The 24217-nt window shown below is 69.2% G+C and carries 22 protein-coding genes; 9 read left to right on the forward strand and 13 right to left on the reverse strand.

Features of this window, described 5'->3' with window-relative positions:
* Positions 1–25 precede the first annotated feature (25 nt).
* The 3 genes from V6M51_RS09725 to V6M51_RS09735 form a co-directional block, all read right to left on the reverse strand.
* On the reverse strand, positions 26–622 hold the full coding sequence (locus tag V6M51_RS09725; protein WP_332766700.1) for a TetR-like C-terminal domain-containing protein: 597 nt from the start codon (positions 620–622) through the stop codon (positions 26–28).
* Entirely contained in the window at positions 622–1050 is a 429-nt protein-coding gene (locus V6M51_RS09730) for a DUF5360 family protein (RefSeq protein WP_332766701.1), read from the reverse strand. Before V6M51_RS09730 ends, V6M51_RS09725 begins: the two co-directional genes overlap by 1 nt.
* Before the next feature lie 210 nt (positions 1051–1260).
* Positions 1261–2136, reverse strand: coding sequence for a sigma-70 family RNA polymerase sigma factor (locus tag V6M51_RS09735; RefSeq protein ID WP_332766702.1), 876 nt, complete (start codon positions 2134–2136; stop codon positions 1261–1263).
* A gap of 158 nt (positions 2137–2294) precedes the next feature.
* Between V6M51_RS09735 and V6M51_RS09740 the strand changes: the two genes are divergently transcribed.
* Complete coding sequence (locus V6M51_RS09740; RefSeq protein WP_332766703.1) at positions 2295–2942, forward strand: glutathione S-transferase family protein; 648 nt, start codon at positions 2295–2297, stop codon at positions 2940–2942.
* On the opposite strand, the gene V6M51_RS09745 is transcribed toward V6M51_RS09740, so the two are convergent.
* Positions 2939–5368: an ATP-binding protein gene (locus V6M51_RS09745; protein WP_332766705.1), complete on the reverse strand. Its 2430-nt coding sequence runs from the start codon at positions 5366–5368 to the stop codon at positions 2939–2941. The genes V6M51_RS09740 and V6M51_RS09745 overlap by 4 nt on opposite strands.
* A gap of 95 nt (positions 5369–5463) precedes the next feature.
* Entirely contained in the window at positions 5464–6456 is a 993-nt protein-coding gene (locus tag V6M51_RS09750) for a LysR family transcriptional regulator (protein WP_332766707.1), read from the reverse strand.
* Between the two features lie 128 nt (positions 6457–6584).
* Between V6M51_RS09750 and V6M51_RS09755 the strand changes: the two genes are divergently transcribed.
* From V6M51_RS09755 to V6M51_RS09775, 5 genes are all read left to right on the forward strand, one after another.
* The gene (locus V6M51_RS09755) at positions 6585–7112 is read left to right on the forward strand and encodes a hypothetical protein (RefSeq protein ID WP_332766709.1); all 528 of its coding nucleotides are present in this window, start codon (positions 6585–6587) and stop codon (positions 7110–7112) included.
* On the forward strand, positions 7112–7744 hold the full coding sequence (locus V6M51_RS09760; RefSeq protein WP_332766711.1) for a GNAT family N-acetyltransferase: 633 nt from the start codon (positions 7112–7114) through the stop codon (positions 7742–7744). Before V6M51_RS09755 ends, V6M51_RS09760 begins: the two co-directional genes overlap by 1 nt.
* Positions 7741–8280, forward strand: a complete 540-nt coding sequence (locus V6M51_RS09765; protein ID WP_332766712.1) for an isochorismatase family protein — start codon at positions 7741–7743, stop codon at positions 8278–8280. Before V6M51_RS09760 ends, V6M51_RS09765 begins: the two co-directional genes overlap by 4 nt.
* The gene (locus V6M51_RS09770) at positions 8277–8534 is read left to right on the forward strand and encodes a hypothetical protein (protein WP_332766714.1); all 258 of its coding nucleotides are present in this window, start codon (positions 8277–8279) and stop codon (positions 8532–8534) included. The genes V6M51_RS09765 and V6M51_RS09770 overlap by 4 nt, the downstream gene beginning before the upstream one ends.
* Positions 8535–8633: 99 nt before the next feature.
* On the forward strand, positions 8634–9086 hold the full coding sequence (locus V6M51_RS09775; protein ID WP_332766715.1) for a helix-turn-helix domain-containing protein: 453 nt from the start codon (positions 8634–8636) through the stop codon (positions 9084–9086).
* Here the strand turns inward: V6M51_RS09775 and V6M51_RS09780 are convergent.
* The 4 genes from V6M51_RS09780 to V6M51_RS09795 form a co-directional block, all read right to left on the reverse strand.
* Entirely contained in the window at positions 9083–9844 is a 762-nt protein-coding gene (locus V6M51_RS09780) for a TrmH family RNA methyltransferase (protein ID WP_332766716.1), read from the reverse strand. The genes V6M51_RS09775 and V6M51_RS09780 overlap by 4 nt on opposite strands.
* A gap of 56 nt (positions 9845–9900) precedes the next feature.
* Entirely contained in the window at positions 9901–12018 is a 2118-nt protein-coding gene (locus V6M51_RS09785; protein WP_332766718.1) for a M13 family metallopeptidase, read from the reverse strand.
* Positions 12019–12135: 117 nt separating this feature from the next.
* Positions 12136–13158, reverse strand: a complete 1023-nt coding sequence (locus tag V6M51_RS09790) for a sugar kinase (protein ID WP_332766720.1) — start codon at positions 13156–13158, stop codon at positions 12136–12138.
* Between the two features lie 79 nt (positions 13159–13237).
* Positions 13238–16072 (reverse strand): TonB-dependent receptor, encoded by a 2835-nt coding sequence (locus V6M51_RS09795; protein WP_332766722.1) that lies wholly within the window; start codon positions 16070–16072, stop codon positions 13238–13240.
* A 255-nt stretch (positions 16073–16327) separates the two neighbouring features.
* Between V6M51_RS09795 and V6M51_RS09800 the strand changes: the two genes are divergently transcribed.
* A complete protein-coding gene (locus V6M51_RS09800) occupies positions 16328–16915 on the forward strand; it encodes a chloramphenicol phosphotransferase CPT family protein (RefSeq protein WP_332766724.1) in 588 nt (195 codons plus the stop codon).
* Here the strand turns inward: V6M51_RS09800 and kduD are convergent.
* The 4 genes from kduD to V6M51_RS09820 form a co-directional block, all read right to left on the reverse strand.
* A complete protein-coding gene (kduD, locus tag V6M51_RS09805) occupies positions 16912–17673 on the reverse strand; it encodes a 2-dehydro-3-deoxy-D-gluconate 5-dehydrogenase KduD (RefSeq protein ID WP_332766726.1) in 762 nt (253 codons plus the stop codon). The two genes, V6M51_RS09800 and kduD, sit on opposite strands and share 4 nt — an antisense overlap.
* A 7-nt stretch (positions 17674–17680) precedes the next feature.
* On the reverse strand, positions 17681–18526 hold the full coding sequence (gene kduI, locus V6M51_RS09810; RefSeq protein ID WP_332766728.1) for a 5-dehydro-4-deoxy-D-glucuronate isomerase: 846 nt from the start codon (positions 18524–18526) through the stop codon (positions 17681–17683).
* A gap of 14 nt (positions 18527–18540) precedes the next feature.
* A complete protein-coding gene (gene uxaC / locus V6M51_RS09815) occupies positions 18541–19989 on the reverse strand; it encodes a glucuronate isomerase (RefSeq protein WP_332766729.1) in 1449 nt (482 codons plus the stop codon).
* Positions 19990–20107: 118 nt separating this feature from the next.
* Positions 20108–21130 carry a LacI family DNA-binding transcriptional regulator gene (locus tag V6M51_RS09820; RefSeq protein WP_332766731.1) on the reverse strand — a complete coding sequence of 341 codons (1023 nt, stop codon included), beginning with the start codon at positions 21128–21130 and terminating at the stop codon, positions 20108–20110.
* Between the two features lie 148 nt (positions 21131–21278).
* Between V6M51_RS09820 and V6M51_RS09825 the strand changes: the two genes are divergently transcribed.
* Together V6M51_RS09825 and V6M51_RS09830 are read left to right on the forward strand one after the other, a co-directional pair.
* A complete protein-coding gene (locus V6M51_RS09825) occupies positions 21279–22757 on the forward strand; it encodes a UxaA family hydrolase (protein WP_332766733.1) in 1479 nt (492 codons plus the stop codon).
* Entirely contained in the window at positions 22754–24142 is a 1389-nt protein-coding gene (locus tag V6M51_RS09830; protein WP_332766735.1) for a mannitol dehydrogenase family protein, read from the forward strand. The genes V6M51_RS09825 and V6M51_RS09830 overlap by 4 nt, the downstream gene beginning before the upstream one ends.
* The last annotated feature ends 75 nt before the right edge of the window (positions 24143–24217 follow it).

Consider the following 24217-nt stretch of genomic DNA (forward strand, 5'->3'; position numbering starts at 1 on the left):
ATAGGCCCCGACTCCGCCGGTTAAATCAGTCCCGCCGGAACAACACTTCCAGGCCCTGGATCACGTCTTCCATCAGCGGGGTCTGAGCCCCCTCCCCGCCGGCGAGGGTCATGGAGGCCGCGCCGTGGCCGCAGGCCCAGACGGCCAGGGCCACCTTGTACACCTGCTCCTCGGTCCGATCCTGCTGGCTGGCGGCGTGGCCGATCACCTGGACCAGCACGTCGAAGGCGCGGTCTCGGGCGGCGCTGACCTCGGGCTCGGCCAGGATCTGCGGATCGAACATCAGGCCGTAGACCCCGGGCTGGCCGCGGGCGAAGCCGAAATAGGCGAGCGCCGAGGCGCGGATCGGCGTGCCCTCCGGCGAGGCCGCCGCATGGCTGAGCGCAGCCTCCAGCTCGCCGAAGCCCTCGGCCGCCAGGCCCGCCAGCAGGGCGTTCTTGCTGGCGTAGTGGTGATAGACCGAGCCCGCCGCGATGCCGGCCCGCGCCGCCAGGGCCCGCAGGTTCAGCTTGGCGATGCCGCCCTCGCGCAGCAGGGTGCGGGCCTCATCCAGCAGCTGGATGCGCAGGTTGCCCACATGGTAGCCGCGCCGGCGGCCGGAATCGGCGTCAGCCCAAGGCATCAGGCGGCCTCGCCCTGGCTGGGGCCGGCCAGGTCGCAGACCAGGCCCGGCAGGAAGACGAAGGGCCAGGCCACCAGGGCCAGGTTGGGCAGGAACCAGCTCGGGTCGAACTCCCGCAGGATCGCCCAATAGGCCACGGCCATCAGGCCGGCGACCACCGTCAGGGTCAGGGAGATCAGCGCCAGCGGCCGCCAGGCTGGATCGCCTCGCCGCGACGCGCGCACCGCCATCAGGCCGGTGACCGAAAAGGCCAGGTCCAGCGGGAAGAACGACCAGTTCCAGGCCACCACCCTCGGGTTGTCGTAGCCGGCGTACATCAACTCGGCCGGGATCGCGATGACGCCGGTCTGGCTCAAGAGGGCAAGCGACCAGTAGGCCAGGAACAGGAGATCGGTGATCGCCAGGCTAAGGGCGAGGCTGCGGCTCATGGTCCAGGCTCCGGCCAATGACGGGTCGCATTGTCCACCGCGTCGCCGGGCGTTGTCGAGACCCGGCCCGCGTCGAACTAACCGCTGATAACACAAAACCGCGTCGCTAGCCTTTGGGCGACCAGAACACGCGAAGGGACATTCATGCCCGCCGACTACGAGGTCACCATCCTGGGCGCGAGTTTCGCCGGCCTGTGCATGGCCTGCAGCTCAAGGCCCGGCGGAATAGGCGACGGCCGCGCCTTCCATGGCGTAACGCGCGTATCGAAAGTCCCGGATGGCGGCCAGCCGGCCGTCGGCCCAGTCCAGCAGGATGAAATAGGCCACGGCGAGCGTCCCGGGCTCGAAGACCAGAGCCGCGGGCCGCCCATCGACGGCGCCGACCGCCAGCCGGACCGGCGAGCCACGCTCATAGTTGCCGAAATAGCTGCCGACATCCGGGCGCCCCGTCATGCGGACGTGGTTGACCAGCTCCAAACGGACCTCGTCGGCCAGCATGTCGCGCAGGCCGTCGAAATCGCGGGCGTTGAAGCGGTCGACATAGCCGCGCAGCCGCACCAGATCGGCGGCGGTCAACGGATTGCTCGCACGTCCCGGCTCGGCGGCGAGCCGGCGCAGGCGCGTGCGCCCCCGATGCAGCGCCGCCTTCACCGAGGCAAGGCTCGCGCCCTCGATCTCGCAGATCTCGGCCAGGCTGTAGCCCAGCACGTCCATCAGGATGACAGCGCTGCGTTGGGCCGGCGGCAGAGCCATGAACGCGCGCAGGCTAGTCGACGCGGCGACCACCTGCGGCGCGGCGGCGCTTGTCTCGTCCAGCACGATCTCCGCCCGCCGCGAACGGCGGCGCAGGATGTCGTGCGCCGCGTTCTGGGCGATCCGGAACAGCCAGCCCTCTGGATTATCCAAGGCGGCGAGGTCCGGCTTGGCCTGCAGCGCCTTGGCCATGGCGTCTTGCACAGCGTCCTCGCCGTCGATCACCGAGCCGGTCATGCGCGCGCAATAGCGGTGCAGTTTCGGCCGAAGTTCGACCAGCAACCGATCGAGGTCTGCGGTTGGCGGTCGGGCGTTCGACAGGGGCGCGTTCAAGGAACCTCCAGGGACTCTCCAAAGATGGAGACGCGCGGGCCAGCGCGAAGGATTCGCCCGCCGAGAATTAGTTTGCCCAGAGAATCCTCGGGCGTCGCGGCGACGTCTTGTTGATGAACCGGACGCCGAGGTGGCGGCCGGGACAGAGGAACTCACCGATGAGCAACGTCCCGATGCTGAAACTCCATACCGTCGCCGGCTCGCCCAATGGCCGCAAGGTCGAGGCCGTGATCGCCCACCTGGGCCTGAAGGTGGAGATCCTGCGCCACGATTTCGGAGATCTCGCCTCTCCAGCCTTCAAGGCGATCAATCCCAACGGCATGGTCCCCGTGCTGGCCGTCGAGGGGTATCGTCTCACCGAGTCCAACGCGATCATGCAGTACCTGGCCGAGATGGCCGGCGACGAGCGGCTCTATCCGCGCGACGCCCGGGGCCGCGCCGAGGTGGCCCGCTGGCAGGCCTGGGAGCTGGTCCATTTCAACCGGGCCTTCGGCGCCCTAGCCTTCGAGATCGTCGCCAAGCCGTTGCTGAAGCTCGGCCCGGCCGATCCGGTTGCGGTCGCCGAGGCCCAGGTCGGGCTCGCCCGTTTCGCTCCGGTCCTGGAGGCGCACATGAAGGACCGCAGCTTCCTGCTCGGCGACAACTTGACGATCGCCGACTATTCCGTGGCCACCTTCGAATCGTACCGGACGATCACGCCCTTCGACTGGTCGCCGTTCCCAGCGGTGAACGCCTATCTCGATCGCGTGCACGCGACCGAGGTGTGGCGGCGGGTCTCGGCCAAGCCGGAACCCGTGGCGGTCTAGGCCGCCTGCGCCGCGTCCCGGGCTTCCAATACCGCCTGCAGGGCGTCGAACAGCCGGCCGACCTCGATGGGTTTGGCGACGAAACCGTCCATGCCGGCCGCGGCGTACTCCGCCACCTGATGGGCCATGGCGTTGGCGGTGAGCGCGATGATCGGCGTCCGCGGACGGTCCTCGGCGGTCTCGCGGGTGCGAATGATCCCGGTGGCCGTGGGGCCGTCCATCTCGGGCATCTGGACGTCCATCAGGATGACGTCCCAGATCTCGCGGCTCCAGGCCTCCACAGCCTGGGCGCCGTTGTCGACGATGACCGGATCGATGCCGATTTGTTGCAGCAGGGTCTTCAGGACGAGCTGATTGACCGCATTGTCCTCGGCGGCCAGCACCCTCAGCGGCGGGGCCTGCGCCTCGCCGTTCGAGGGCGCGGTCTCGCTTGGCGACGGCGGCGGAGCGGGCAGCGGCACGCTATCGCCGATCCTCGCCAGGGGCAGGCTGACGACGAAGGTCGTGCCCGCGCCGGGGGCGCTGGAGGCGTCGACCACGCCGCCCATCAGGCTGGCGAGTTCGCGGCAGATGGCCAGGCCGAGGCCGGTCCCGCCATAACGGCGCGTCGTCGAGGCGTCGGCCTGCTCGAACTTCTGGAACAGACTGGCCAACCGCTCGGCTGGTATGCCGATGCCGGTGTCGGCCACGGTCAGCCGCAGGGCGTCGCCGGCGCGGTCCACGGTGACCCTCACCTCGCCGCTCTCGGTGAATTTCAAGGCGTTGGAGACCAGGTTGTAGAGGATCTGCCGCACCCGCGTGGAATCGCCGCGATAGACTCCCTGCGCCCCGGGGGCGATGGCCAGGTCGAAGGCTAGGCCCTTCTTGCTGGCGATAGCGCTGAAGGCCGCATGCGCCCCGCGGGCCAGCTGCGCGACGTCGAACGGCGCCTCCTCCAGCTCGAACTTCCCCGCCTCGATCTTCGACAGGTCCAGCACGTCGTTGAGGATTGCCAGCAGGGTCTCGCCGGACTGGCGGATGACGTCCAGCCGGTCGCGCTGACGCTCGGTCAGGCCGTCCATGGCCATGGCCTGGGCCATGCCCAGCACCCCGTTCAGCGGGGTGCGGATCTCGTGGCTCATGGTGGCGAGGAAGGTGGACTTGGCGCGATTGGCGGTCTCGGCGTCTTCCTTGGCCTGCAGCAGCGCGCGCTCGGCGGCCTTGCGTTCGGTGATGTTCTGGAGGGCGCCGATCAGGCGGTGCGGCTGGCCTCTCTCGTCAAGGATCAGCTGGCAGGCGCCCTGCACCCAGACCTCCTTGGCGTCGCTGCGCACCACCCGGTATTCCGGGCGATAGGGGACGCCTTCGTTCAGGTGCCGGTCCCACTCCTGCATGACCTTGGCGCGGTCGCGCGGATCTATGGTGCCGAAGATGTCGGCATAGAGTTCATCGAAGGTCTTCGGCTCGGAGAAGAAGGTGTCCTCGCTGCCGGTCTTGATCAACTCGCGGCGCGCCCAGTCGACCTCGTAGACGTGGAGCTCGGCGATCTCCATGGCCAGGGTCAGCCGCTCCTCGGAGCGCCGGGTCTCGTCCAGGGCCTCGACCATGTTGGTGATGTCCAGGCTGACGGCGACCATGCCGCCGACCTCGCCGCGCGCGTTCCACCAGGGCGCCAGCTCGATCTTACTCCAGACGACCCGGCCGTCGGCGGCGGTGGCCGGGAAGCGCTCATTGCGTATGGTCTCGCCCGCCAGGCAGCGCTCGTAGCTCTTGCGATGGTTCTCGGCCCAGGGCGACACCTCATAGAGCGAGCGTCCGATCACCTGGCCGACCTCGTAGCCGATCCGTCGCGCCCAGGCGGGGTTGCAGCAGACCACCCTCAGGTCATGGTCGGTCAGCACCACCGTCCCCGGCAAGGCGCCGAAGATCGCCCCCATGGTCGCCGACAACTCGGCGTTCTCGCGCTGGATCGCCTCGCGCGCCCGGGTCGCCTGGGCGCGGTCCCACTCGTCGGCGACGAACTCGGCCAGATCGGCCAACCGGTTGGCCAGGCTTTGGTTGAAGGCTCGCGGCTCCAAACCCGTGACGCCCAGGACGCCGGCGCAGGCCCCGTCCGCCAGCAGGATCGGCGCGCCGGCGCAGAACCGCACATGGGGCGGGCCCACTACGGAGGGAGAATTACAGAAGCGTGGATCGAGCCGGGTGTCGGGGATCCACAGCAACTCCCCGCTGTCCAGGATGATGTCGATGGCCGCGGGCCGGCCCTGAACGACCTTTCCCTCCGGGTCGCGATTGCTCCAGAAGGCGTCGCCATTGACCAGGACGATCCGGGAATCGACGGCGCCGAACAGGGTCTTGGCCAGCCGCGTGGCGCGATCACAGACCGCCTGGGAGATATCCAGGCCGAACGGACGCACGTCTGGTGTCGCCGCCCCCTCGCCCGACATCCGCACTCCCCGTGTTTTTCTTCTCGCTGACGGAGACTGGAGCGTGGTCGAACAAGGTTAAGGTCGAATTTAGCCCGGCTCGCGCGATCCGCGGCCTAGCGGCGCACGCCGGCCGTGGCGGCGGGCCAGGACCATTCGGCGAATTCCGAGGGATGGACGAACTCCGGCCGGAACCACGGCCGCTCGCGCGCGTCGAAGATCGAGACCAGCCACTCGGCCACCCGGGCCACCCGCGCCGACTTCATCGCCTCCCGGTGATGGCACAGCCAAAGGGTCGGCGAGGCCAGCGGCGGGATGTCCAGCATCACCAGATCGGGGGCGAGCGGCAGGATCGCCGTCGGGATCGCCCCTATGCCGGCGCCGCGCCGGATCGCCTGCAGCATCGCCGTCGACGAGTTGAGGATCAGCGCCGGGGCCGCCAGCTCCATGAAGGCGTTGGTCTTCGGATCCCAGCGATCCCGCGCCTGGGCGGCGTGATAGACGAACCTATGGCCCGCCGCCGCATCCAGGCGCGTGGGCGCGCCATACGTATCCAGGTACTCCCGGGCGGCGAATAGGGCGTAATGCAGCGTGGCGAGCGGCTTGGCGGTCATGTCCGTGGCGCCGCCGGCGTCGCCGAGCTGGATCGAAAGGTCGACGTGCCCGTCGACTGGATTGTCCGGGTGAAAGCCGCAGTCGATCGCCAGCCGGATCGCCGGATGCTCGCGCATGAAGTCGGCGACTTCCGGCCCCAGGATGTAGCCCCCGATGCCTTCCGACACCGCGATCGTCACGTCGCCAGCGTTCGGATTCTCGGCGTCGAGGACCAGCCGTTCGATGTCGCCGAACGCGCGCTGCATGGTGAAAGCGCGGTCGAAGACCAGTTCTCCAGCCCGAGTCAGGGTCACCCCGCGCAGGCCGCGATTGAACAGCCGAGCGCCCAGACGGGTCTCGAGATCGTCGATCCGGCGGGTGATCGTCGGCTGGGTGGTGCGCAGGCGGCGCGCTGCGGCGCCGAAGCTGCCGGTCTCCGCGGCGGCGACGAAGGCTTTGATGTCGTCCCAGTCCGCGCGGCTCGCGCCCCGACCGTCCATCCGCACACCCGTCATATCCGTGGGGCTCTCATACAGACTTCGTGGCTCCACGGTTGCGGGAGCACGCCCTAAGGAATGATAGCTTCGCAAAGACCGGGCGTCGACAAATGCCAGTCAATCGTCTGCCGCACGCAAGACGGGCCATGGCCGAACTGGGCCTTCGCTTGGCGACGGACGAGGATATCGCCGAGGGCCACGCCCTGGCGGAACACCTGATCGGACCGGCGATCGCCTCCCTCGACACCATGCTTCGGGTCCAGGCGCGCACCGGGTGCGCCACGTTCGCGATGCGCTCGCGCGACGGCCAGTTGATCGGCGCGCTCGCGGTTATCCCGCTCTCCGCGGCGGCCTGTCCCAGCCTGGCCCGGGGCGATTTCGACGGCTTGTCCCCACCCGACGCGATGCTGGCGCGACCTGGCGAGGCGGCCAGGGCCTTCTATGGCTGGGGGATGGCCGGACTGACTCCGCGAAGCCGCGCCGCGGTCATCGTCGGCGCCATGAAATTGCAGCGCGAGGTCTATGGCGCCCTTCCATTCTACGCCCGGGCCGCGACGTCGGAAGGCGAGCGCGTGCTGCACGACCGCATGGGCGCGCGCGCCCATGCGGGGGGATTGGTGTCGGCGCCGCCCTGGCGCGCCAACGATCGCCTCACGCCCAGAAAGGCCGCCTGATGAACGCCAATGTCCGTCTGCCGCTGGAAGCGCGCGCCGCCACCGAGATCGACGAGGCCGAACTGGTGGTCACCGTCTGCCGGACCCTGGACGACCTGATGCAGGCCGTGGCGGTGCGGACGCTGGTCTATATGGGCGAGCAGGCTTGCCCGTATCACGAGGAGTATGACGGCAACGACTTCGCCGGCGCCACCCACCTGGTCCTACGCCGGAATGGAGAGCCGATCGGGACCCTGCGCATCCGCTGGTTCGCCGACTTCGCCAAGGTGGAGCGGGTGGCGGTGCGGCGCGAATACCGGCGCGGCCGCGCGACGCTGATGCTGATCCTGGCCGCCAAGCGGCTCGCCGAGAAGAAGAACTACCGCACGATCCTCGGTTACGGCCAAGTGCGCCTGATCCCTTTCTGGGAACAGTATTTCAACGCCAAGATCCGCGAGGATCGCCGCAGCTTCGTGGTGTCGGACCACGACTATGTGGAGATGATCGTCGAAGGCGTGCCGCCGCCCGACGCCTTGACCCTCGACAGCCCTGCCCTGGAGCTCTTGCGCCCGGAGGGCGCCTGGGACCAGTTCGGCGTGCTGGACCGCTCGGCCGCGCGTCCCGCGGCCAACTTCGGGGCGCTCAGCCAATGAGGTGCGGTCCCTCCGTCCTGGTCTGCCTGGACCTCCAGCGTGGCCGGGCCACCGCCGGAGCCGGTTGCGAGGGCGCCGAGCGCGCCATCGAGGCCTGCCGCCGGGTGCTGGACCAGGCCCGCCGCCGGCGCTGGCCGGTGCTGCACGTCCACCGCCGCGAGGCGACGCTGGAGGCCGGGCGGCCCATCGCGGGCCTGGAACCCCTGCCCAGCGAGCCGGTCTATCTACGCAACGGCCCGTCGGCCTTCTCGCACCGCGGCTTCAGCCAGACGGCGGGGGCCTATGGCGGTCCGCTGGCGCTGATCGGGTTTTCCCTGTGCGACAGCGTGCTGGCCACCGCCTTCGCCGCCGTCGACCGGGACCTGTCGGTCGAGGTGGTGCGCGACGCCGTGGCGCTGGGCGCCCGCGACGAACTCGCCCTGCGCCAAGCCATGGCCGCGCCGCTCGCATCCCTGTCGCCGATGGCCCGCATCATCGATTCCCATGAGCTTTTTGTAGAGGACGCCGGGGCGCTCGCCGCGGCCAACGCCCCATGACCTTCAAGACTCCCTCCGAGACTCGCGGCCGCCCCATCCGTTCGCAACCGCTTCGCGGCGACGCCAGGCCGCGGTCCGATGAGACCGAACAGTTGTTGCAGATGGCCAGCCTGCTGGGCCCACGCGACCTGGCCGCCCTGTCATGCATCATCCATCGGGCCGGCGAGATATGCGAGAGTCACGGCGAGGAAACGGCCCTCGCGGTCCTCGACCAGATTGGCGCCATTCTTCAGGATCGCGCCCCGAACGCTTGAATTCCCTCAACAAGCGAATATTAACCCTGCACTGCGGCGCAACGTCCACTTCACCATAAAGATGTGGCGGCCTAGCTTGCCGCTGTGTCAAATAACAGTGTGCGCAAAGTGCAGCGGCGCGATGAGGACGTTTCGGTGAACGAGAACGGCGAAGACCAAGGCCCAGACCCGATCGATGTGGCGGTGGGCCACCGTATTCGGGTTCGACGCAAATGGCTGGGCATCTCGCAGTCGACCCTGGCCGACCATCTGGGGGTCAGCTTCCAGCAGGTCCAGAAGTACGAGCGCGGCGCGAACCGCGTCTCGGCCTCGATGCTGGTGAAGATCGCCCAGAAGCTGGACACCTCGGTCGGCGAACTGGTCGGCGAGACGGCCAGTTCCCAGGGGGACGAGAGCCTGTTCGAGAAGCTGGCCGTGCCTGGCGCGGTGCAACTGCTCGAAGCCTTCGCCAGCGTCCAGCAACCGGCGCTGCGCACCGCCATTCTCAACCTGACCCGCTCGCTGATCGAGGAAACCGAGGACGGCGCGGCCACGGTGCGCCGCGCCCGCTAGCGCTTCGCCGAAGCCGGGGCCGCGAAGGCCAGGTGGTGTAGGACCACGCCCGCCGTCACCGCGACGTTCAGGCTGTCGAAGCCGTCCGCCATGGGAATCCGCACGGTCCTGGCCCGCGCCAGCAGAGGCTCCGACAATCCAGCCCCCTCCGCGCCCAGCACCACCGCGGCCCGGGGCGGTCGCGAGAGCTGCGCCAAGGTCGTCGCCCCACGCGGGCTGAGCGCCACGGCCTCGAAGCCCTGACCTTCCAGCAGGCCCAGCAGGTCCGCCCCCGGCGCCAGCCGCGCGAAGGGCGTGGTCAGGGCCGCGCCCACTGAAACCCGGATGGCCTTGCGGTAGAGCGGATCGCAACAGTCGGCGTCCAGCAGCACGGCGTCCGCGCCGAAGGCCGCGGCGTTGCGGAACAGCCCGCCCATATTGTCGTGGTTGGCGATAGCGCTCAGCACCAGAACCAGGGCGCGCTCCGGCAGGCCGGCCAGCAATACGGCCGGATCGGGTTCGGCGACGCGGGTCCCGAGCGCCAGGATGCCACGATGGATCGGGAAGCCGACCACCGCGTCCATCACCGCCTGGCCGGCGGCATAGACCGGGACGTCGTCGGCGATCGCCGCCAGGATCTCCGACAGGCCCGCCACCCGCTTCTCCGCGATCAGCAGCGACACGGGCCGGTGCAGGCGCGAGCGCGCCAGCACCCGCAGCACCACCTCGCCCTCGGCCACGAACAGTCCCTGGCGACCCACCAGGTCGCGCTCGCGCACGTCGCGATAGGCGGCGACCCGCGGGTCGTCCGGATCATTGATGGGGACGATCTGGGCTACCAGATCTTCACCCGATCGGCCGGCGCCAGATAGAGGCCCTGCCCCGGCTTGACGTCGAAGGCGCCGTACCAGGGGTCCTGGTTGCGCACGGTCTGGGCGCGGTACATGCCCGGCGAATGGACGCCGGTGAGCACCGCCCGCCGTAGGGCGGCTTCCCGGTACTTGGAGCGGTAGTTCTGGGCCCAGCCGAAATAGAACCGCTGGTCGGCGGTGAAGCCGTCGATCACCGGGGCCGGCGCGCCCTTCAGCGACAGGTGATAGGCGTCATAGGCCGTGGCCAGGCCGGCGAGGTCGGCGATGTTCTCGCCCAGGACCTGTTCGCCGTTGAGATGCAGGCCGGGCAGCGGCTCATAGGTGCTGTACTGCCGGGCCAGCGCCGCGCCCCGCGCCTTGAACTGGGCCATGTCGGCCGGCGTCCACCAGTTCTTCAGATTGCCCCTGGAGTCGAACAACGCGCCGATATCGTCGAAGCCGTGCACGATCTCGTGGCCGATCACCCCGCCGATGGCGCCGTAGTTCACCGCGGCGTCCGCGTTCGGATCGAAGAAGGTCGGCTCCAGGATCGCGGCGGGGAAGATGATCATGTTCTGCATGGGCATGTTCAGCGCGTTGACGTCCTGCGGCAGCAGGAACCATTCGTCGCGGTCGACAGGCTTGGAGAGCTTGGCGACATTGCGCCGGTACTCGAACAGGCTTCCCCGCTCCCAATTGCCGTAGGCGTCGCCGCGCACGATCCGCAGGCCCGAATAGTCCCGCCATTTGTCGGGATAGCCGACGCCCACCTTGAAATTGGCCAGCTTCTCCTTGGCCCGGGCCTTGGTCTGCGGGCTCATCCAGTCCAGCCGATCGACGCGTGCGTCGAAGGCGACGAGCAGGTTCTTCACCATGTCCTGCACCTGCGCCTTAGCGTCAGGCGAGAAGTGCCGCTCGGCATAGAGCTTCCCGACGGCCTCACCCAGGGCCAGGCTGGTGTTGTCCACCCCCCGCTTCCAGCGCTCGCGCTGCTGGGGCGTGCCCGAAAGCGCCGTGCCGTTGAAGGCGAAATGCTCGTCGACCAGGGCCTGGCCCATCAGCGGGGCGCCCCGCTCCACCGCATGGAAGGCCAGATAGTCCTTCCAGGCCGCGATCGGCTGGTCGCCGACGAGCTTGGCGAGACCGGCGATGGCGCTCGCCTGCCAGGCGCCGAAACGCGGTTGGTCGGCCAGGCCCGCGGCGGCGAGATAGGCGGTCCAGTCGAGGCCCGGCGCCTTCGCGGCGAGTTCGGCCCGCGTCCAGACCGTGTTGGCCTTGGCCACGTCCGAGGTGGCGTCCACGGTCCAGTGCGCCTTGGCGATAGCGGTCTCCAGGGCCAGGACCCGCGCCGCGCGCCGGGGCGCGTCGTCATAGCCGGCCAGGGTCAGCATCCTGGCGATGTGGTCCTGGTACTTGGCCCGCAGATCCTTGAAGCGCGGCGTGTCGCCCAGATAGTACTCGCGGTCCGGCATCCACAGGCCGCCCTGCATCAGATAGGGCCGGTACATGGAGGTGTCGTTCATGTCCTCGGCGACCCACAGGCCAAACAGCCGGTCGGTCTGGAAGTCGGTGGCGTTCAGCGCATCGACATCGGCTCGTAGGCCCGCGCCCAGTTCGCGCGACAGGTCGGCGCGGGTCTTGATGGCCGCGATCCGATCGAGTTCCGGCTTCAGCGGGTTGAGCCCCGCGGCCTCGATGGCCGCCTGGTCCATGAAGCTCGCATAGTAGTCGCCGATCTTGCGAGCCTCGGAGCCTTCGGCCCCCGGCGCCTTGGCGGCGTCCTCGATGATCGCCCGGGTCCGCACTCCGGCGATCTCGGTGAGGATGCCGAAGGTGTTGTAGCTGCCGCGGTCGGCGGGGATCTCGGTGGTCTTGGCCCAGGTCCCGTTGGCGTGCTCAAAGAAGTCGTCGCCGGGGGCGACGGCCTTGTCCATGCCGGCCACATCGAAGCCGAAGGTCCCGAATTTCGGCTGCGGCTTGGGCGTCTCGGCGACCGGGGCCGGAACGGACTGGACGGGCGGGGTCGGCGCGGGGGCGGTGGCGCAGGCGGCGAGCAGGACGGGCGCGCAGGCCCCCAGCAGGACGGACTTCCAAGTGTTCATTGCGGGCTCCCAGGGCGCGGCGCTCTCGGGCGCCGGCGGCGTTTGGGGCCTTTCATACACCGCGCGCGGGCGGTGGCGCGGGGCGGTGGATTAAACTTCCGTCATGTCAGGCGCCTGTCAGCGCCGGACATCCAGGCTGTCGCTGGCGACCAGGGCCTCGACCTCGGCGCGGGTGGCCAGGTTGAAGTCGCCGGGGGTGGCGTGCTTCAGGGCCGCGGCGGCGATGGCGAACTCCAGCCCCGCCCCCTCCTCCAGCCCGGCCAGTAGACCGTGCAGGACGCCGGCCGCGAAGGCGTCGCCCCCGCCGATCCGGTCGATGATGGGGTTGAGCGGCCGGCTCTCGGTGCGCCAGGTCCGCTCACGGGTGAAGACCAGGCCCGAGATGTCATGGTGGTTGACGGTGTGCTGCACCCGGTCGGTGCAGGCCATCCGCTGGAGTTTGGGGAAGGCCTCGAAGGCGGCGCTAGCCGCCCTGCGGCGCAGGTCGCCCGTGCTCTCCCCCGGCTGGGCGGCGGCGAAGCGGGAACCCAGCACCAGGGCGATGTCGCGGTGGTCGCCGAACACCAGGTCGGCGTGGCTCAGCATCTCGCCCAGGATGGCCGGCGCGTCGCCGTTCCAGGCCTGCCAGAGGCTTGCCCGGTAGTTGCAGTCCATGGAGACCTTGACCCCCAGCCGGTGGGCGGCCCGCACCGCGGCGATGGCGGCGTCCGCCGTCTGCTGGCCGATGGCCGCGGTGACGCCCGAGACATGCAGCCACTCCGCCCCGGCGAGGGCCACGTCCCAGTCGAGACTTCCCGCGCCCAGGGCGAAGGCCGAGCCGGCACGGTCGTAGAGCACCTGCGAGGCGCGCTGAGCGGCGCCCGGGGTCAGGAAATAGAGCCCCTGGCGGCCCGGCGTCACCGCCACCCGCGAGACGTCGACCCCGTAGCGGCGCAACTCGTCGATCCCGGCCCGGCCCAGCGCGTTGTCGGGAGCGACCGAGAGCATGGCCGCCTCGTGCCCCAGCCTGGCCAGGGACACCGCCACATTGGTCTCGGCCCCGCCGAAGCAGACCTTGAGGCTGGGCGACTGCAGCAGCAGCTCGGCGTCCGGCGCCGAAAGCCGGATGAGGATTTCCCCGAAACAGACGACGCGGCCCACGCTGGCAGTCTCCTTGAACAAGGCGGCGCGCCGGTCATCCCGGCGCGCCGATACAGTGGTCTTCTCGGGGAGAAGGCGCCTAGTAGGTGTAGCGGACCCCGACCAGGAACTCACGGCCGGTGTGGTGGTAGAACGAGAGCCGGTCAGTCTGGTCGTTGAACTGATCCTGGAACTCGTCGGTGAGGTTCACGCCCTCGACGGTGAATTTCAGGTTGTCGTTCCAGGTGTAGGTGAACGAGGCGTCGACATTGAAGGTCTCGTTGGTTCCGTCGAAGGTGGTGCCAGCCTCGGCGCCGGGCACGCGGGTCAGGTAGCGGCTGCGGTAGCTGGCCGAGACCCGCGCACTGACCTTCTCGTCCTCATAGTAGAGCGTGGCGTTGTAGGCCTTGCGCGACAGGCCGGTGATGTCGTTGGTCGCCACCACCGCGCCGGCGGCGTTCAGATAGTCGATGGACGACTTCACATAGGTGTAGTTGGCCAGCAAGCCGAGATTGGCGAGCGGCCCGGGCAGAAAGCTCAGTGGCTGCTGGAAGCTGATCTCATAGCCCTCGAGGTCGCCGCCGGGGGTGTTGCGCGGGGTCGAGAACTGCCAGAGCGCGGCGGGGCTGCAGCCGGGCGTCGAGCCGCAGGCGGCGGTCGCCACGCTGTCGGGGATGCCGAACGGATTGCCGGTGAAGGGAATTCCGGTCGACAGCGTCTGGACGAAGCTGTCGACCTTCTTCTTGAACAGCGCCACGCTGATCAGGGCCTCGGGCTGATAGTACCATTCGAACGACAGGTCGTAGGCGTCGGCCCGGAACGGATCGAGATTGGGGTTGCCGGCGGTGACCGAGCGGGTGGTGCCCGACACGCTGACCGTGGCGCCCGGCGTCAGGTTGCCCAGGTCGGGCCGCGACATGGTCTGGGCCGCGCCGAACCGGATCAGCAGGTTCTCCATCGGCTCCAGCACCGCGTTCAGCGACGGCAGGGTGTCCTCATAGGTGCGGTCGACGGTGATCGGCACCGCCGCGCCCGATAGGAAGGTGTAGCCCGAGGCGCTCTGCTGGGTCTGGACATGGCGGACCCCGATATTGCCGCGGAACGGCATGCCGGCGATCTCGGTCGACCAATCGACCTGCACGAAGCCGCCCTTGTCCTCCTCCGACACCCCGCGATTGTTCCCGAGCGCGGGTTCGCGGCCCAACCGCCAGGCGCCGCCGAAGGCGGTCGGATCGTTGAGGTTGAAGGCGGTCGCCGCGGCGAAATAACTGGGCGACACCCATGATGTCACCGTGCCGGCCGGCGCGCCCAGCCCGCTGGTCGGCAGGTTGACGGTCTTGGCGTAGCTGGAGAGCGCGATGGCCGCCACCCCCGCCGGGATCACCGGCTCCTGGTTGGCGCTGGTCCCGTTGGAACGGCGCAGTTCGGTGCTTTCGAACTCGTAGCTTTTCCAGTTCAGGCCAGCCGAGAACTTGAAGATCTCGTTGGGCTCGAACTCCACCTCGGCCTGGACGGTGTCGTAGACATTGCTGGCGGTCTGCGGCCGCATGCGCACCTGGGTCAGGGTCCAGGCGCTAGCGTCGGCCAGGTTGGCGTTGCCATAGGTCAGCAGCGGGGCTCGCCCCTGGCTGTAGTCGTAGCGGTAACCGTCGACGTTGAACTGGTCCCAGATGATCGTGGTCTGGACCGGGTTGTCGTGGTCGGACTTCGAATGGCCGGCCAGGGCGTGGACGCGCAGGTTGTCCGAGAACTCGTGGGTGAAGTCGAGCGAGTACTGGGTGAAGGTGGTCGTCAGCTCGTCGTAGCGGTCCTCGACCCGCAGATCGACATCGTTGAACGTGCCCGCCACCAGGGTGTTGTTGGCGTCGATGGTCGAGGCCGTGACATTGGTGTCGGCGATGCCGCAACTCGTGGCCACATTGGCCGCGGTGCAGGCGCCGTTGACGCTGAACGAGGGCACTTCCAGGAACTGTTCCTCCCGGTTCCCGTCCAGCTTGGCGTAGAGCAGGTCGAAGGTGAGCTCGGTCCGATCGCTCGGCTTCCATTGCAGGGCCAGGGTGGCGCCCAGCCGGTCCTGTTCCTGGTCGTAGCGATCGTAGCGCGGGATTCGGGGGTGATAGGCCGCGTTCACCGCCGCGGCCGCCGGGTTGGCGGTGGTCGGCAGACCCGCGGCGTTCGGCAGGGCGTCGAAGCCCGGCGCGACGTTGGTTCCCCGCGCCCAGCGCACCGTGGACGTACCGACATCCAGCAGGGTGCGCTTGTTGTAGGCCACCGACAGCAGGGCGCCGAGGGTGTTGTCGGCCCAGGTGTTGGAGATCATCGCGGCCATGCGCGGCGAAGTCTTCTCGGACAGGCCGTTGTAGCTGGCCTGGGCGGAAGCGGCGAACTTGAAGCCGTCATAGTCCAGCGGCCGGGCCGTGCGCAGGTCGACCGTGGCGCCCAGCGAACCCTCCTCGGTCTGGGCCGAGGCGGTCTTCTGCACGGTGATCGAGCTGAACAGGTCAGAGGCGAAGATGTTGAAGTCGAAGCTGCGGCCGCGGTTGGTGCCGCCCGAAGCGTCCGTGCCGCCGGCGGTGGTCAGGGCCTCCATGCCGTTGATGCGCACGCGGGTGAATTGAGGGCTCAGGCCGCGCACGGTGATCTGACGGCCCTCCCCGGCGTCGCGGGCGAGCGCCACGCCGGAAATTCGCTGGATGGATTCCGAAAGGTTCAGGTCGGGGAACTTGCCGATATCCTCGGCCAGGATGGTGTCAGCGGCGACGGAAGAGTCGCGCTTGAGGTTCAGCGCCTGCTGCAGGCTGCCGCGGAAGCCGGTGACCACCACCTCCTCGACCTCCGAGGTCGCGTCCTGCGCGGCGGCGGGCGTGGCCAGACTGAGCGCCGTCACCGAGGCGCCGGCCAGCAGCCAGCGCGACATCGTCCAAGTCCGACCCATGGCATCCTCCCTCGAGGGACCGCCCACCGCGCCGACTTGCGGCATATCGGATCGACGCATCCTTGATTGTTACCTACATGACACCGGTGTCATTGTGCAATGCAGCGTTTGACACCGGTATCATCGAAGGGTAGCCACGAATCCGTCACACCCGCAATACCACTCGCCCGCTTGTTGGGCACGAGACGCCCAAACTGTGACCAGGACGCCGCGGTGGGCCGTTGAACCCAGGTCGTCCGCTGCTAAGCTTGCCGGGTGACGGGCCCGGCGATCATCCTGCTGAACGGATCTTCCAGCGCCGGGAAGAGCGCCCTCGCCCGCTCTCTGCAGAAGCGCCTGGATCCGCGGCCGGTGATCGTGAGCCTCGACGCCTTCGTCTTCGGCCTGATGCCGCCCAGCTGGCACAACACGCCCCACGGGACCTATTTCACGCACGAGGCAGACGGCGCGACGCCCCTCCACCTGGGCCCCGGCGCCCAGGCCATGGTCCGGGCCTTCCACAAGTCGGTCGCGGCGCTCGCCGACTGCGGCCTCTCGGTGATCGTCGACGACGTGCTGTTCGAGCCCTGGCTGCTAACGGACTGGCTGGAGGCGACCGCGGACCGCGAGGTGTTCTTCGTCGGGGTCTGCTGCGAGCTGGCCGAGGCCGAGCGGCGGGAGATCGCCCGCGGCGACCGCCAGCCCGGTCAGGTGCGCAGCCAGTTCGACCTGGTCCACGCACACGGCGACTATGACTTCAGCGTCGACACCACGAACACCATACCCGGCGCCTGCGCGGACCAGATCGTCGCCGCGATTGGGGCCCGAAGCGGCCCCTCGGCCTTCGAGCGGCTGCGGGGCTAGCGGGCCAGCCAGCCGCCGTCGACCGGGACGATCGCCCCGTGCATGTAGTCGGCCGCGCTGGACGCCAGGAACACCGCCGCCCCGCCCAGGTCTTCCGGCCGACCCCAGCGTCCGGCCGGGATGCGGGCCAGGATATCGCGGCTGCGGCCTTCGTCGGCGCGCAGGGCCTCGGTGTTGTTGGTGGCGAAATAGCCCGGCGCGATGGCGTTCACATTGATGCCCTTGGCCGCCCACTCATTGGCCAGCAGCTTGGTGAGGCCAGCGATGCCGCTCTTGCTGGCGGTGTAGGAGGCCACCCGGATCCCGCCCTGGAAGGACAGCATCGAGGCGACATTGACGATCTTGCCGCCTCGCCCCTGCTCCACCATCCGTCGCCCGACCGCCTGGGTGAGGAAGAAGGTGGTCTTCAGGTTGACGTCCATCACCGCGTCCCAGTCGTCTTCGGTGAAGTCCAGCGCGTCGTTGCGGCGAATGATCCCGGCGTTGTTGACCAGGATGTCGACCCCGCCCAGGTGCTCGACGGTCTCGGCCACGATACGCTCGATCGGCTCCAGGCCGCCGAGGTCGGCGGTGATGTCATGGAAGCGCCGGCCCTTGGCCTCGACGGCGAAGCGGGTGTCCACGGGGGGCGTTCGGCCCACCGCGGCGATGTCGGCGCCCGCGCCGGCCAGGGCCTCGGCTATGGCCTGGCCCAGGCCGGTGTTTGCTCCGGTGACGATAGCCGTCTTGCCGGAAAGATCGAACATTTGCAACGACATGGGGCGCCTATTTCAACTGGCAGATGTCGAGGACGTGCATGTCGGTATAGTCCAGGTTCTCCCCGCCCATGGCCCAGATGAACCCATAGTTGGAAGTCCCGGCCCCCATGTGGATCGACCAGGGCGGGCTGATCACCGCCTCGTCGGCGCCGACCACGATGTGGCGCATGGCCTCGGGCTCGCCCATGAAGTGGAAGACCTTATCGTCCCCCTCCAGGTCGAAGTAGAAATAGATCTCCGAGCGGCGATCGTGCAGATGCGGCGGCATGGTGTTCCAGACGCTGCCGGGCTTGAGGAAGGTCACGCCCAGCAGCAGCTGGGCGGTCTCACAGACCCCTGGGATGAAGTACTGGAAGATGGTCCGCTCGTTGGACTGCTCAGGCGTGCCGCGCTCCAGGGGATTGGCCTGGGAGATGGCGATCTTGGTGATCGGGCAGGCCTTATGAGCCGGGGTCGAGGCCAGGTAGAACTTCGCCGGGCTGGCCGGATCGGCGCTCTCGAAGACCACGTCGTTCGAACCCATCGGCACATAGAGGCCATCGCGCGGCGCCATGTCGAAGGCCTGGCCGTCGACTGTGATCTTGCCCGCCCCACCGACATTGACCACGCCGAGCTCCCGGCGCTCCAGGAACGGATGGCCCGCGGCGCTGGCCGGCTCGGTCTGATCGGGCAGCTTCACGGCCTTGGAGACCGGGGCCGCGCCGCCGATCACGAAGCGTTCGTTGTGGCTGTAGTTCAGGCTGACGGTGTCGGCCGCGAACAGGTCCTGGACCAGGTAGCGGTCGCGCAGGGCCTCGTTGTCGGCGCCCTTCATCATGTCCGGATGGGTCGCGTGGAATGTCTTCTTGAACATGGTCGGGTCCTTGGTCAGGCGCTGAGCGCCATGGGGGCGGCAGGCTGGCGATCCAGCCGGTAGGCCCGCTTGGGAAGGTTGTAGGCCAGGTCGACGGCCAGCTCGCGGGCTTCGCCCTCGTCCAGGCGATGCTCGGCCACCAGCTTGGCCAGGAAGCCGCAATCCACGCGCCGGGCCACGTCATGGCGGGCCGGGATCGACAGGAAGGCCCGGGTGTCGTCGTTGAAGCCGACGGTGTTGTAGAAGCCCGCCGTCTCGGTGGTCTGTTCCCTGAACCGGCGCATGCCCTCCGGGCTGTCATGGAACCACCAGGCCGGGCCCAGCTTCAGGATCGGATAGTGGCCGGCCAGGGGCGCGAGCTCGCGGGCATAGGCGGTCTCGTCCAGGGTGAAGAGGATCACCGAGAGGCCGGGCGCATTGCCGAACCGGTCCAGCAGCGGCTTCAGCGCGCGCACATAGTCGGTGGAGGTGGGGATATCGGCGCCCTTGTCGCGGCCGAAGCCCGCGAAGACCCCGGCGTTGTGGTTGCGGAACGAACCCGGGTGGATCTGCATGACCAGGCCATCGTCCAGGCTCATCGCCGCCATCTCGGTCAGCATCTGGGCGCGGAACAGCTCGGCCTCGGCGGGTCCGGCCCGCCCGGAGACGATGGTCTCGAACAGGGCCGCGGCCTCGGCCGGGGGCAGGTCGGCGGTGGCCGCCGTCGGATGGCCGTGGTCGGTGGAAGTCGCCCCGGCGTCCTTGAAGGCCGCGCGGCGGATGCGGTGGGCCTCCAGATAGCCGCGCCAGGAATAGACGTCCTCGCCTGACAGTTCGGCGAACCGCTCCATGGCCTGGCCGAACTGCTCGTGCTCGACATCGATCACCGGGTCGGGGCGATAGGCGGTGATCACCTGGCCGCCCCAGCCGGAGTCGCGGATCGCCAGGTGATGCTTGAGGCTGTCCGACGGGCTCTCGGTGGTGGCCAGGGCCTCGATGTTGAAGCGGTCGAACAGGGCGCGCGGCCGGAATTCCGGCGTCGCCAGCTTCTCGTTGACGGCGTCGAAATAGAAGTCCGCCGTCTCGGGTTCCAGCCGGACCTCGAAGCCGAACACCTCGGCAAACACGTGGCCCAGCCACATGGCCGAAGGCGTGCCGCGGAACAGGTGCTGGTTGGCCGCGAAGATCCGCCAGGCGGCGCGCGGGTCGGCGCTGCTCATGCCCGAACGGTCGGGCACGCCCAGGCTCTCCAGCGAGATCCCCTGCGAATAGAGCATCCGGTAGAGGTAGTGGTCGGGGGCCAGCAGCAGCTCGGTGGCGTTCGGGAAGGCCGCGTTCTGCGAGAACCAGACCGGGTCGGTGTGGCCGTGCGGGCTGATAATCGGCAGGCCGCGGACCTCGGCGTAGAGCGCACGGGCGATGGCGCGTGTCGCCGGCTCGACCGGCAACAGCCGGTCGTCGTTCAACTTCAGGGACTTGGCCATCAGCGGCCTCTTTTCGGCGTTTCCGGATCGCGAGCCTGACGCTCGATTGGCCTCAAGGTAACCGGTGTCATTGTTAGGGGCAATGAACTTTCGGCGCCGGCCTATCCGATGGCCGGCCCTACCCCACCTTGGCGCTGGAGGCGCGGACGATCAGTTCGGGCTGGATGTCGGGCTGGACCTTGGGTTTGTCGCGCAGGGGGTTGGGCACCAGCATTTCGCCGGCGATGCGGCCCATGTCGCGCAGGGGCAGGCGCACCGAACTCATCGGCGGCCACAGCCGGCTGGCGATGGACGAGTCGTCGAAACCCACGACCGAGACGTCTTCGGGGATGCGCAGACCCGCCTCGCGGGCGGCGGTGTAGACGCCGGTGGCCATTTCGTCGTTGAGGCAGAACACGGCCGTCGGTCGGGCCTTCAGCGCCAGCAGCTCCTTCGCCGCGCCGACTCCCGACTCGTAGGTGTAGCCGCCGACCTTCACCAGGGCCGGGTCCAGCGACAGGCCGCGTTCGGCCAGCCCGGACTCGAAGCCCTTCCGCCGCTCCACCGACGACCGGAAGCTGGTGGGGCCCGAGATGAGGGCGATTCGGGTGTGACCCAGGTCGGCCAGGTGGCGGGCGGCCTCGGCCGCGCCCTTGCCGTCGTGGCTGACCAGCATGCGGCCGGGTTCGTCCAGGGCGACCGAGCCGATGCGGACATAGCGCACGTCCAGTTCCTGCAGCAGGGCGGCCAGGCGCTCGTCCTCGGACACCGGCGAGGGCAGCACCACGCCGAACAGCTTCTGGCGCTCGATGAACACCCGCATCTCGTCCAGCAGGCGCGGGCTGGTCCGGTCCACCGGGCGCACCACCAGCTCGAAGCCGGAGCCGGCCATGGCGTCCAACAGGCCCTGCTGATGGCTGACCGTGTGCTGGGGATTGGGGTTGTCGTAGATGAGCCCGACCAGGAACGAGCGCCGGAAGGCCAGGCCCCGGGCCTGGGGATCGGGAGCGTAGCCAGTCTCGCGAATGATCGTCTGGACGGCCTTGCGGGTGTCTTCCTTGACGAAGGGGCTCTCGTTGATGACCCGCGACACGGTCTTCTTGGAGACCCCGGCCATGCGCGCCACGTCATTGATCGTCGGGCGGCGGGAGGAGCCCTCCATACCCGCCGGCCTCGGTTTCGTCCCTGCCTCGCGCGCCGCCACGGGTGTCTTCTTCCGCAATGTACCTGGGGATGTTCATAGCCTGCGCCCCGTCGCCGCAACAAGTGACGCTTGCGTAAGTCATGACACCGGTATCAATTTATAGACCATGACCGACATCGCCACCATCCTACGCATCGATCCCCGCGACGATGTCGCCACGGCCCTCGTGGGCGTCGCCGAGGGCGATTCCGTGGGCGGCGTGACCGCGCGCGCGGCGATCCCGGCCGGGCACAAGATGGCGTTGAACCCGGTGAAGGCCGGCGATCCGGTGCTGAAATACGGCTGGCCGATCGGCCGGGCCACCGCCGACATCGCCCCGGGCGACCATGTGCACAGCCACAACCTGGCCACCGCCCTCAGCGGACTGGAGGCCTACAGCTTCGCCCCGAGCGCGCCGGAGGCGCTCCCCGGTGACGACGCGACCTTCGAGGGCTATCGCCGCGCCGACGGGCGGGTGGGCACGCGAAACGAGATCTGGGTGCTCTGCACCGTCGGCTGCGTGGCGCGCACGGCCCAGAAGATCGCCGAGGCGGCCAATCGCAGGTTCGCCGGCCGGGTCGACGGGGTGGTGGCGCTGACCCACCCGTTCGGCTGTTCGCAGCTCGGCGACGACCTGTCCGCCACGCGGGCCATGATCGCGGCCTTGGCCCGCCACCCCAACGCCGGGGGCGTGCTGATCATCGGCCTGGGCTGCGAGAGCAACCAGCTCGCGCCCCTACTGGAGAGCCTGGACGGCGCCAATCCCGCGCGCCTGCGCGCCTTCGCCGCCCAGATGACCGAGGACGAGATCGAGGCGGGCCTGGCCGCGGTGGAGGCCCTGGTGGAGCTCGCCGAGCACGACAAGCGGGTTCCCTGCCCGGTCTCCGACCTGGTGATCGGCCTGAAGTGCGGGGGATCCGACGGCTTCTCGGGCCTCACCGCCAATCCCCTGGTGGGCCGGGTGGCCGACGCGGTGACCGGCGCCGGTGGGACCGCCATCCTCACCGAGATCCCGGAGATCTTCGGCGCCGAACGCCTGCTGATGGCCCGCGCCCGCGACGAGGCGGTGTTCGACGCGGTGGTCGAGGTGGTCAACGACTTCAAATCCTACTTCATCGCCCATGGCGAACCGATCTCGGAGAACCCCTCGCCCGGCAATATCGAGGGCGGGGTCACCACCCTGGAGGAGAAGTCCCTGGGCGCGGTGCAGAAGGCCGGCCGCGGGACGGTGACCCAGGTGCTGCGCTACGGGCAGCGGACCGACCGCGCCGGCGTGGTCCTGCTGGAGGCCCCCGGCAATGATGCGGTTTCGTCCACGGCCCTCACCGCCGCCGGCGCCACCGTGATCCTGTTCACCACCGGGCGCGGCACGCCCCTGGGCTTCCCCGCCCCCACCTTGAAGATCGCCACCAATTCGGGCCTGGCCCAGCGCAAGCCGCGCTGGATCGACTTCGACGCCGGCCGGATCGCCGCCGGCCAGACCCTGGACCAGGCGACCGAGGGCCTGATGGCGCTGGTCCTGGCCACAGCCTCGGGGCGGACGACCCGCGCCGAGGAGAACGGCGAACGGGAGATCGCGCTCTGGAAGCGCGGGGTCACCCTTTGAGCCCGCCGCGCCTGACCCCCGCCCGGTTGGACCTGGTCCGGCCGGGGATCACCCTGCCCGCCTATGACCGGCAAGCCGCCCGGATCGGCGTCGTCCACTTCGGCCCCGGCGCCTTCCACCGGGCGCACCAGGCCTGGTATTTCGACGAGATGCTGGCCCACCGGCCCGACGTCGCTGTCAGCGCGGTCTCGCTGAAGAGCCCCGGCGTCCGCGAGGCGCTGGGTCCCCAGGACGGGCTCTACGTCCTGGCCGAGCGCGAGGCCCAGCCGACCTTCCGGGTGATCGGCTCGATCCGCGAGGTGCTGACCGCCGCCCAGACTCCGGACGCCGTCTTCGCCCGCCTCGCCTCGCCAGAGGTCTGGCTGGTCACCGCCACGGTCACCGAGAAGGGCTACTGCCTGACCCCAGGCGGCGACCTGGACGAGACCCATCCCGACATCGCCTACGACCTCGAGCGCCCGGACACGCCGGCCAGCTTCATCGGCTGGTTGGTCGAGGGCCTGGCGCGGCGGCGCGCGGCAGGCCTACCGGCCTTCACGGTCCTGCCTTGCGACAATCTTTCGGACAATGGCGGGCGCCTGCGCCGCGCGGTCCTACAGTTCGCCGAGGCGCGGGGCGAGGCCGACCTCACCGCTTGGATCGCGGGCGAAGTCATCTTTCGCTCGACCATGGTCGATTCCATCACGCCGGCCACCGACGACGCCCTGCGGGCGGAAGTGGCCCAGGCCGTCGGCCTGACCGACGCCTGGCCGGTCCAGCGCGAGGGCTTCGTCCAATGGGTGATCGAGGCGGGCTCCGCCGCCGATGTGCTGGCGCAAGCCGGCGCGACCATCGCCGCCGATGTCGCGGCCTTCGAGCGCGCCAAGCTGCGCCTGCTGAACGGCGCCCATTCGACCCTGGCCTATGCAGGACTGCTTCAGGGCTGCGAGACCGTCTCCGAGGCCATGGCCGATCCCGAACTGGCGGCCTTCGTCGAGGCCATGATGCGCCAGGACATCGCGCCGAGCCTCGATCTCGAGGCCGGAGACTACATCGCTGGGGTCCTGAAGCGGTTCCGCAACCCGGCCATCGTCCACACGCTCAGCCAGATCGCCTGGGACGGCTCGCAGAAACTGCCGTTCCGCATCCTGGAGACCACCTCCGAGGCCTTGGCCACCGGACGGCCGGTGGACCGCCTCGCCGTTCCGATCGCCGCCTGGATGCGCTTCGTCGAACGCCGGACCCGCGAGGGCGTGGCGATCGTCGATCCCCTGGCGGGCAGGCTGGCGGGCCTGCACGGCGTCGACGCGTTCCTCGAACTGGACGAGGTGTTTCCGCGCGAATTGGCGGGGGACGCCAGGTGGCAGGCGGCGGTGCGGAAGGCCTACAACGCCCTGCCACAATAACCTCGTCATCCTCCGGTCAGCCGCAGGCTGATCCGGGGGACCCAAGGTGACTCTCGGGGGACTCCGCTTGGGTCC

Origin of the sequence: Phenylobacterium sp. (assembly GCF_036677185.1) — a bacterium.
Classification (GTDB): domain Bacteria; phylum Pseudomonadota; class Alphaproteobacteria; order Caulobacterales; family Caulobacteraceae; genus Phenylobacterium.

What these genes read in the sequence shown, in the direction of transcription:
- V6M51_RS09725 (WP_332766700.1), bottom strand. Translation starts at nt 622, where the DNA reads ATGCCTTGGGCTGACGCCGATTCCGGCCGCCGGCGCGGCTACCATGTG.
- V6M51_RS09730 (WP_332766701.1), bottom strand. Translation starts at nt 1,050, where the DNA reads ATGAGCCGCAGCCTCGCCCTTAGCCTGGCGATCACCGATCTCCTGTTC.
- V6M51_RS09740 (WP_332766703.1), top strand. Translation starts at nt 2,295, where the DNA reads ATGAGCAACGTCCCGATGCTGAAACTCCATACCGTCGCCGGCTCGCCC.
- V6M51_RS09745 (WP_332766705.1), bottom strand. Translation starts at nt 5,368, where the DNA reads ATGTCGGGCGAGGGGGCGGCGACACCAGACGTGCGTCCGTTCGGCCTG.
- V6M51_RS09750 (WP_332766707.1), bottom strand. Translation starts at nt 6,456, where the DNA reads ATGACGGGTGTGCGGATGGACGGTCGGGGCGCGAGCCGCGCGGACTGG.
- V6M51_RS09755 (WP_332766709.1), top strand. Translation starts at nt 6,585, where the DNA reads ATGGCCGAACTGGGCCTTCGCTTGGCGACGGACGAGGATATCGCCGAG.
- V6M51_RS09760 (WP_332766711.1), top strand. Translation starts at nt 7,112, where the DNA reads ATGAACGCCAATGTCCGTCTGCCGCTGGAAGCGCGCGCCGCCACCGAG.
- V6M51_RS09765 (WP_332766712.1), top strand. Translation starts at nt 7,741, where the DNA reads ATGAGGTGCGGTCCCTCCGTCCTGGTCTGCCTGGACCTCCAGCGTGGC.
- V6M51_RS09770 (WP_332766714.1), top strand. Translation starts at nt 8,277, where the DNA reads ATGACCTTCAAGACTCCCTCCGAGACTCGCGGCCGCCCCATCCGTTCG.
- V6M51_RS09785 (WP_332766718.1), bottom strand. Translation starts at nt 12,018, where the DNA reads ATGAACACTTGGAAGTCCGTCCTGCTGGGGGCCTGCGCGCCCGTCCTG.
- V6M51_RS09795 (WP_332766722.1), bottom strand. Translation starts at nt 16,072, where the DNA reads ATGGGTCGGACTTGGACGATGTCGCGCTGGCTGCTGGCCGGCGCCTCG.
- kduD (WP_332766726.1), bottom strand. Translation starts at nt 17,673, where the DNA reads ATGTCGTTGCAAATGTTCGATCTTTCCGGCAAGACGGCTATCGTCACC.
- kduI (WP_332766728.1), bottom strand. Translation starts at nt 18,526, where the DNA reads ATGTTCAAGAAGACATTCCACGCGACCCATCCGGACATGATGAAGGGC.
- uxaC (WP_332766729.1), bottom strand. Translation starts at nt 19,989, where the DNA reads ATGGCCAAGTCCCTGAAGTTGAACGACGACCGGCTGTTGCCGGTCGAG.
- V6M51_RS09820 (WP_332766731.1), bottom strand. Translation starts at nt 21,130, where the DNA reads ATGGAGGGCTCCTCCCGCCGCCCGACGATCAATGACGTGGCGCGCATG.
- V6M51_RS09825 (WP_332766733.1), top strand. Translation starts at nt 21,279, where the DNA reads ATGACCGACATCGCCACCATCCTACGCATCGATCCCCGCGACGATGTC.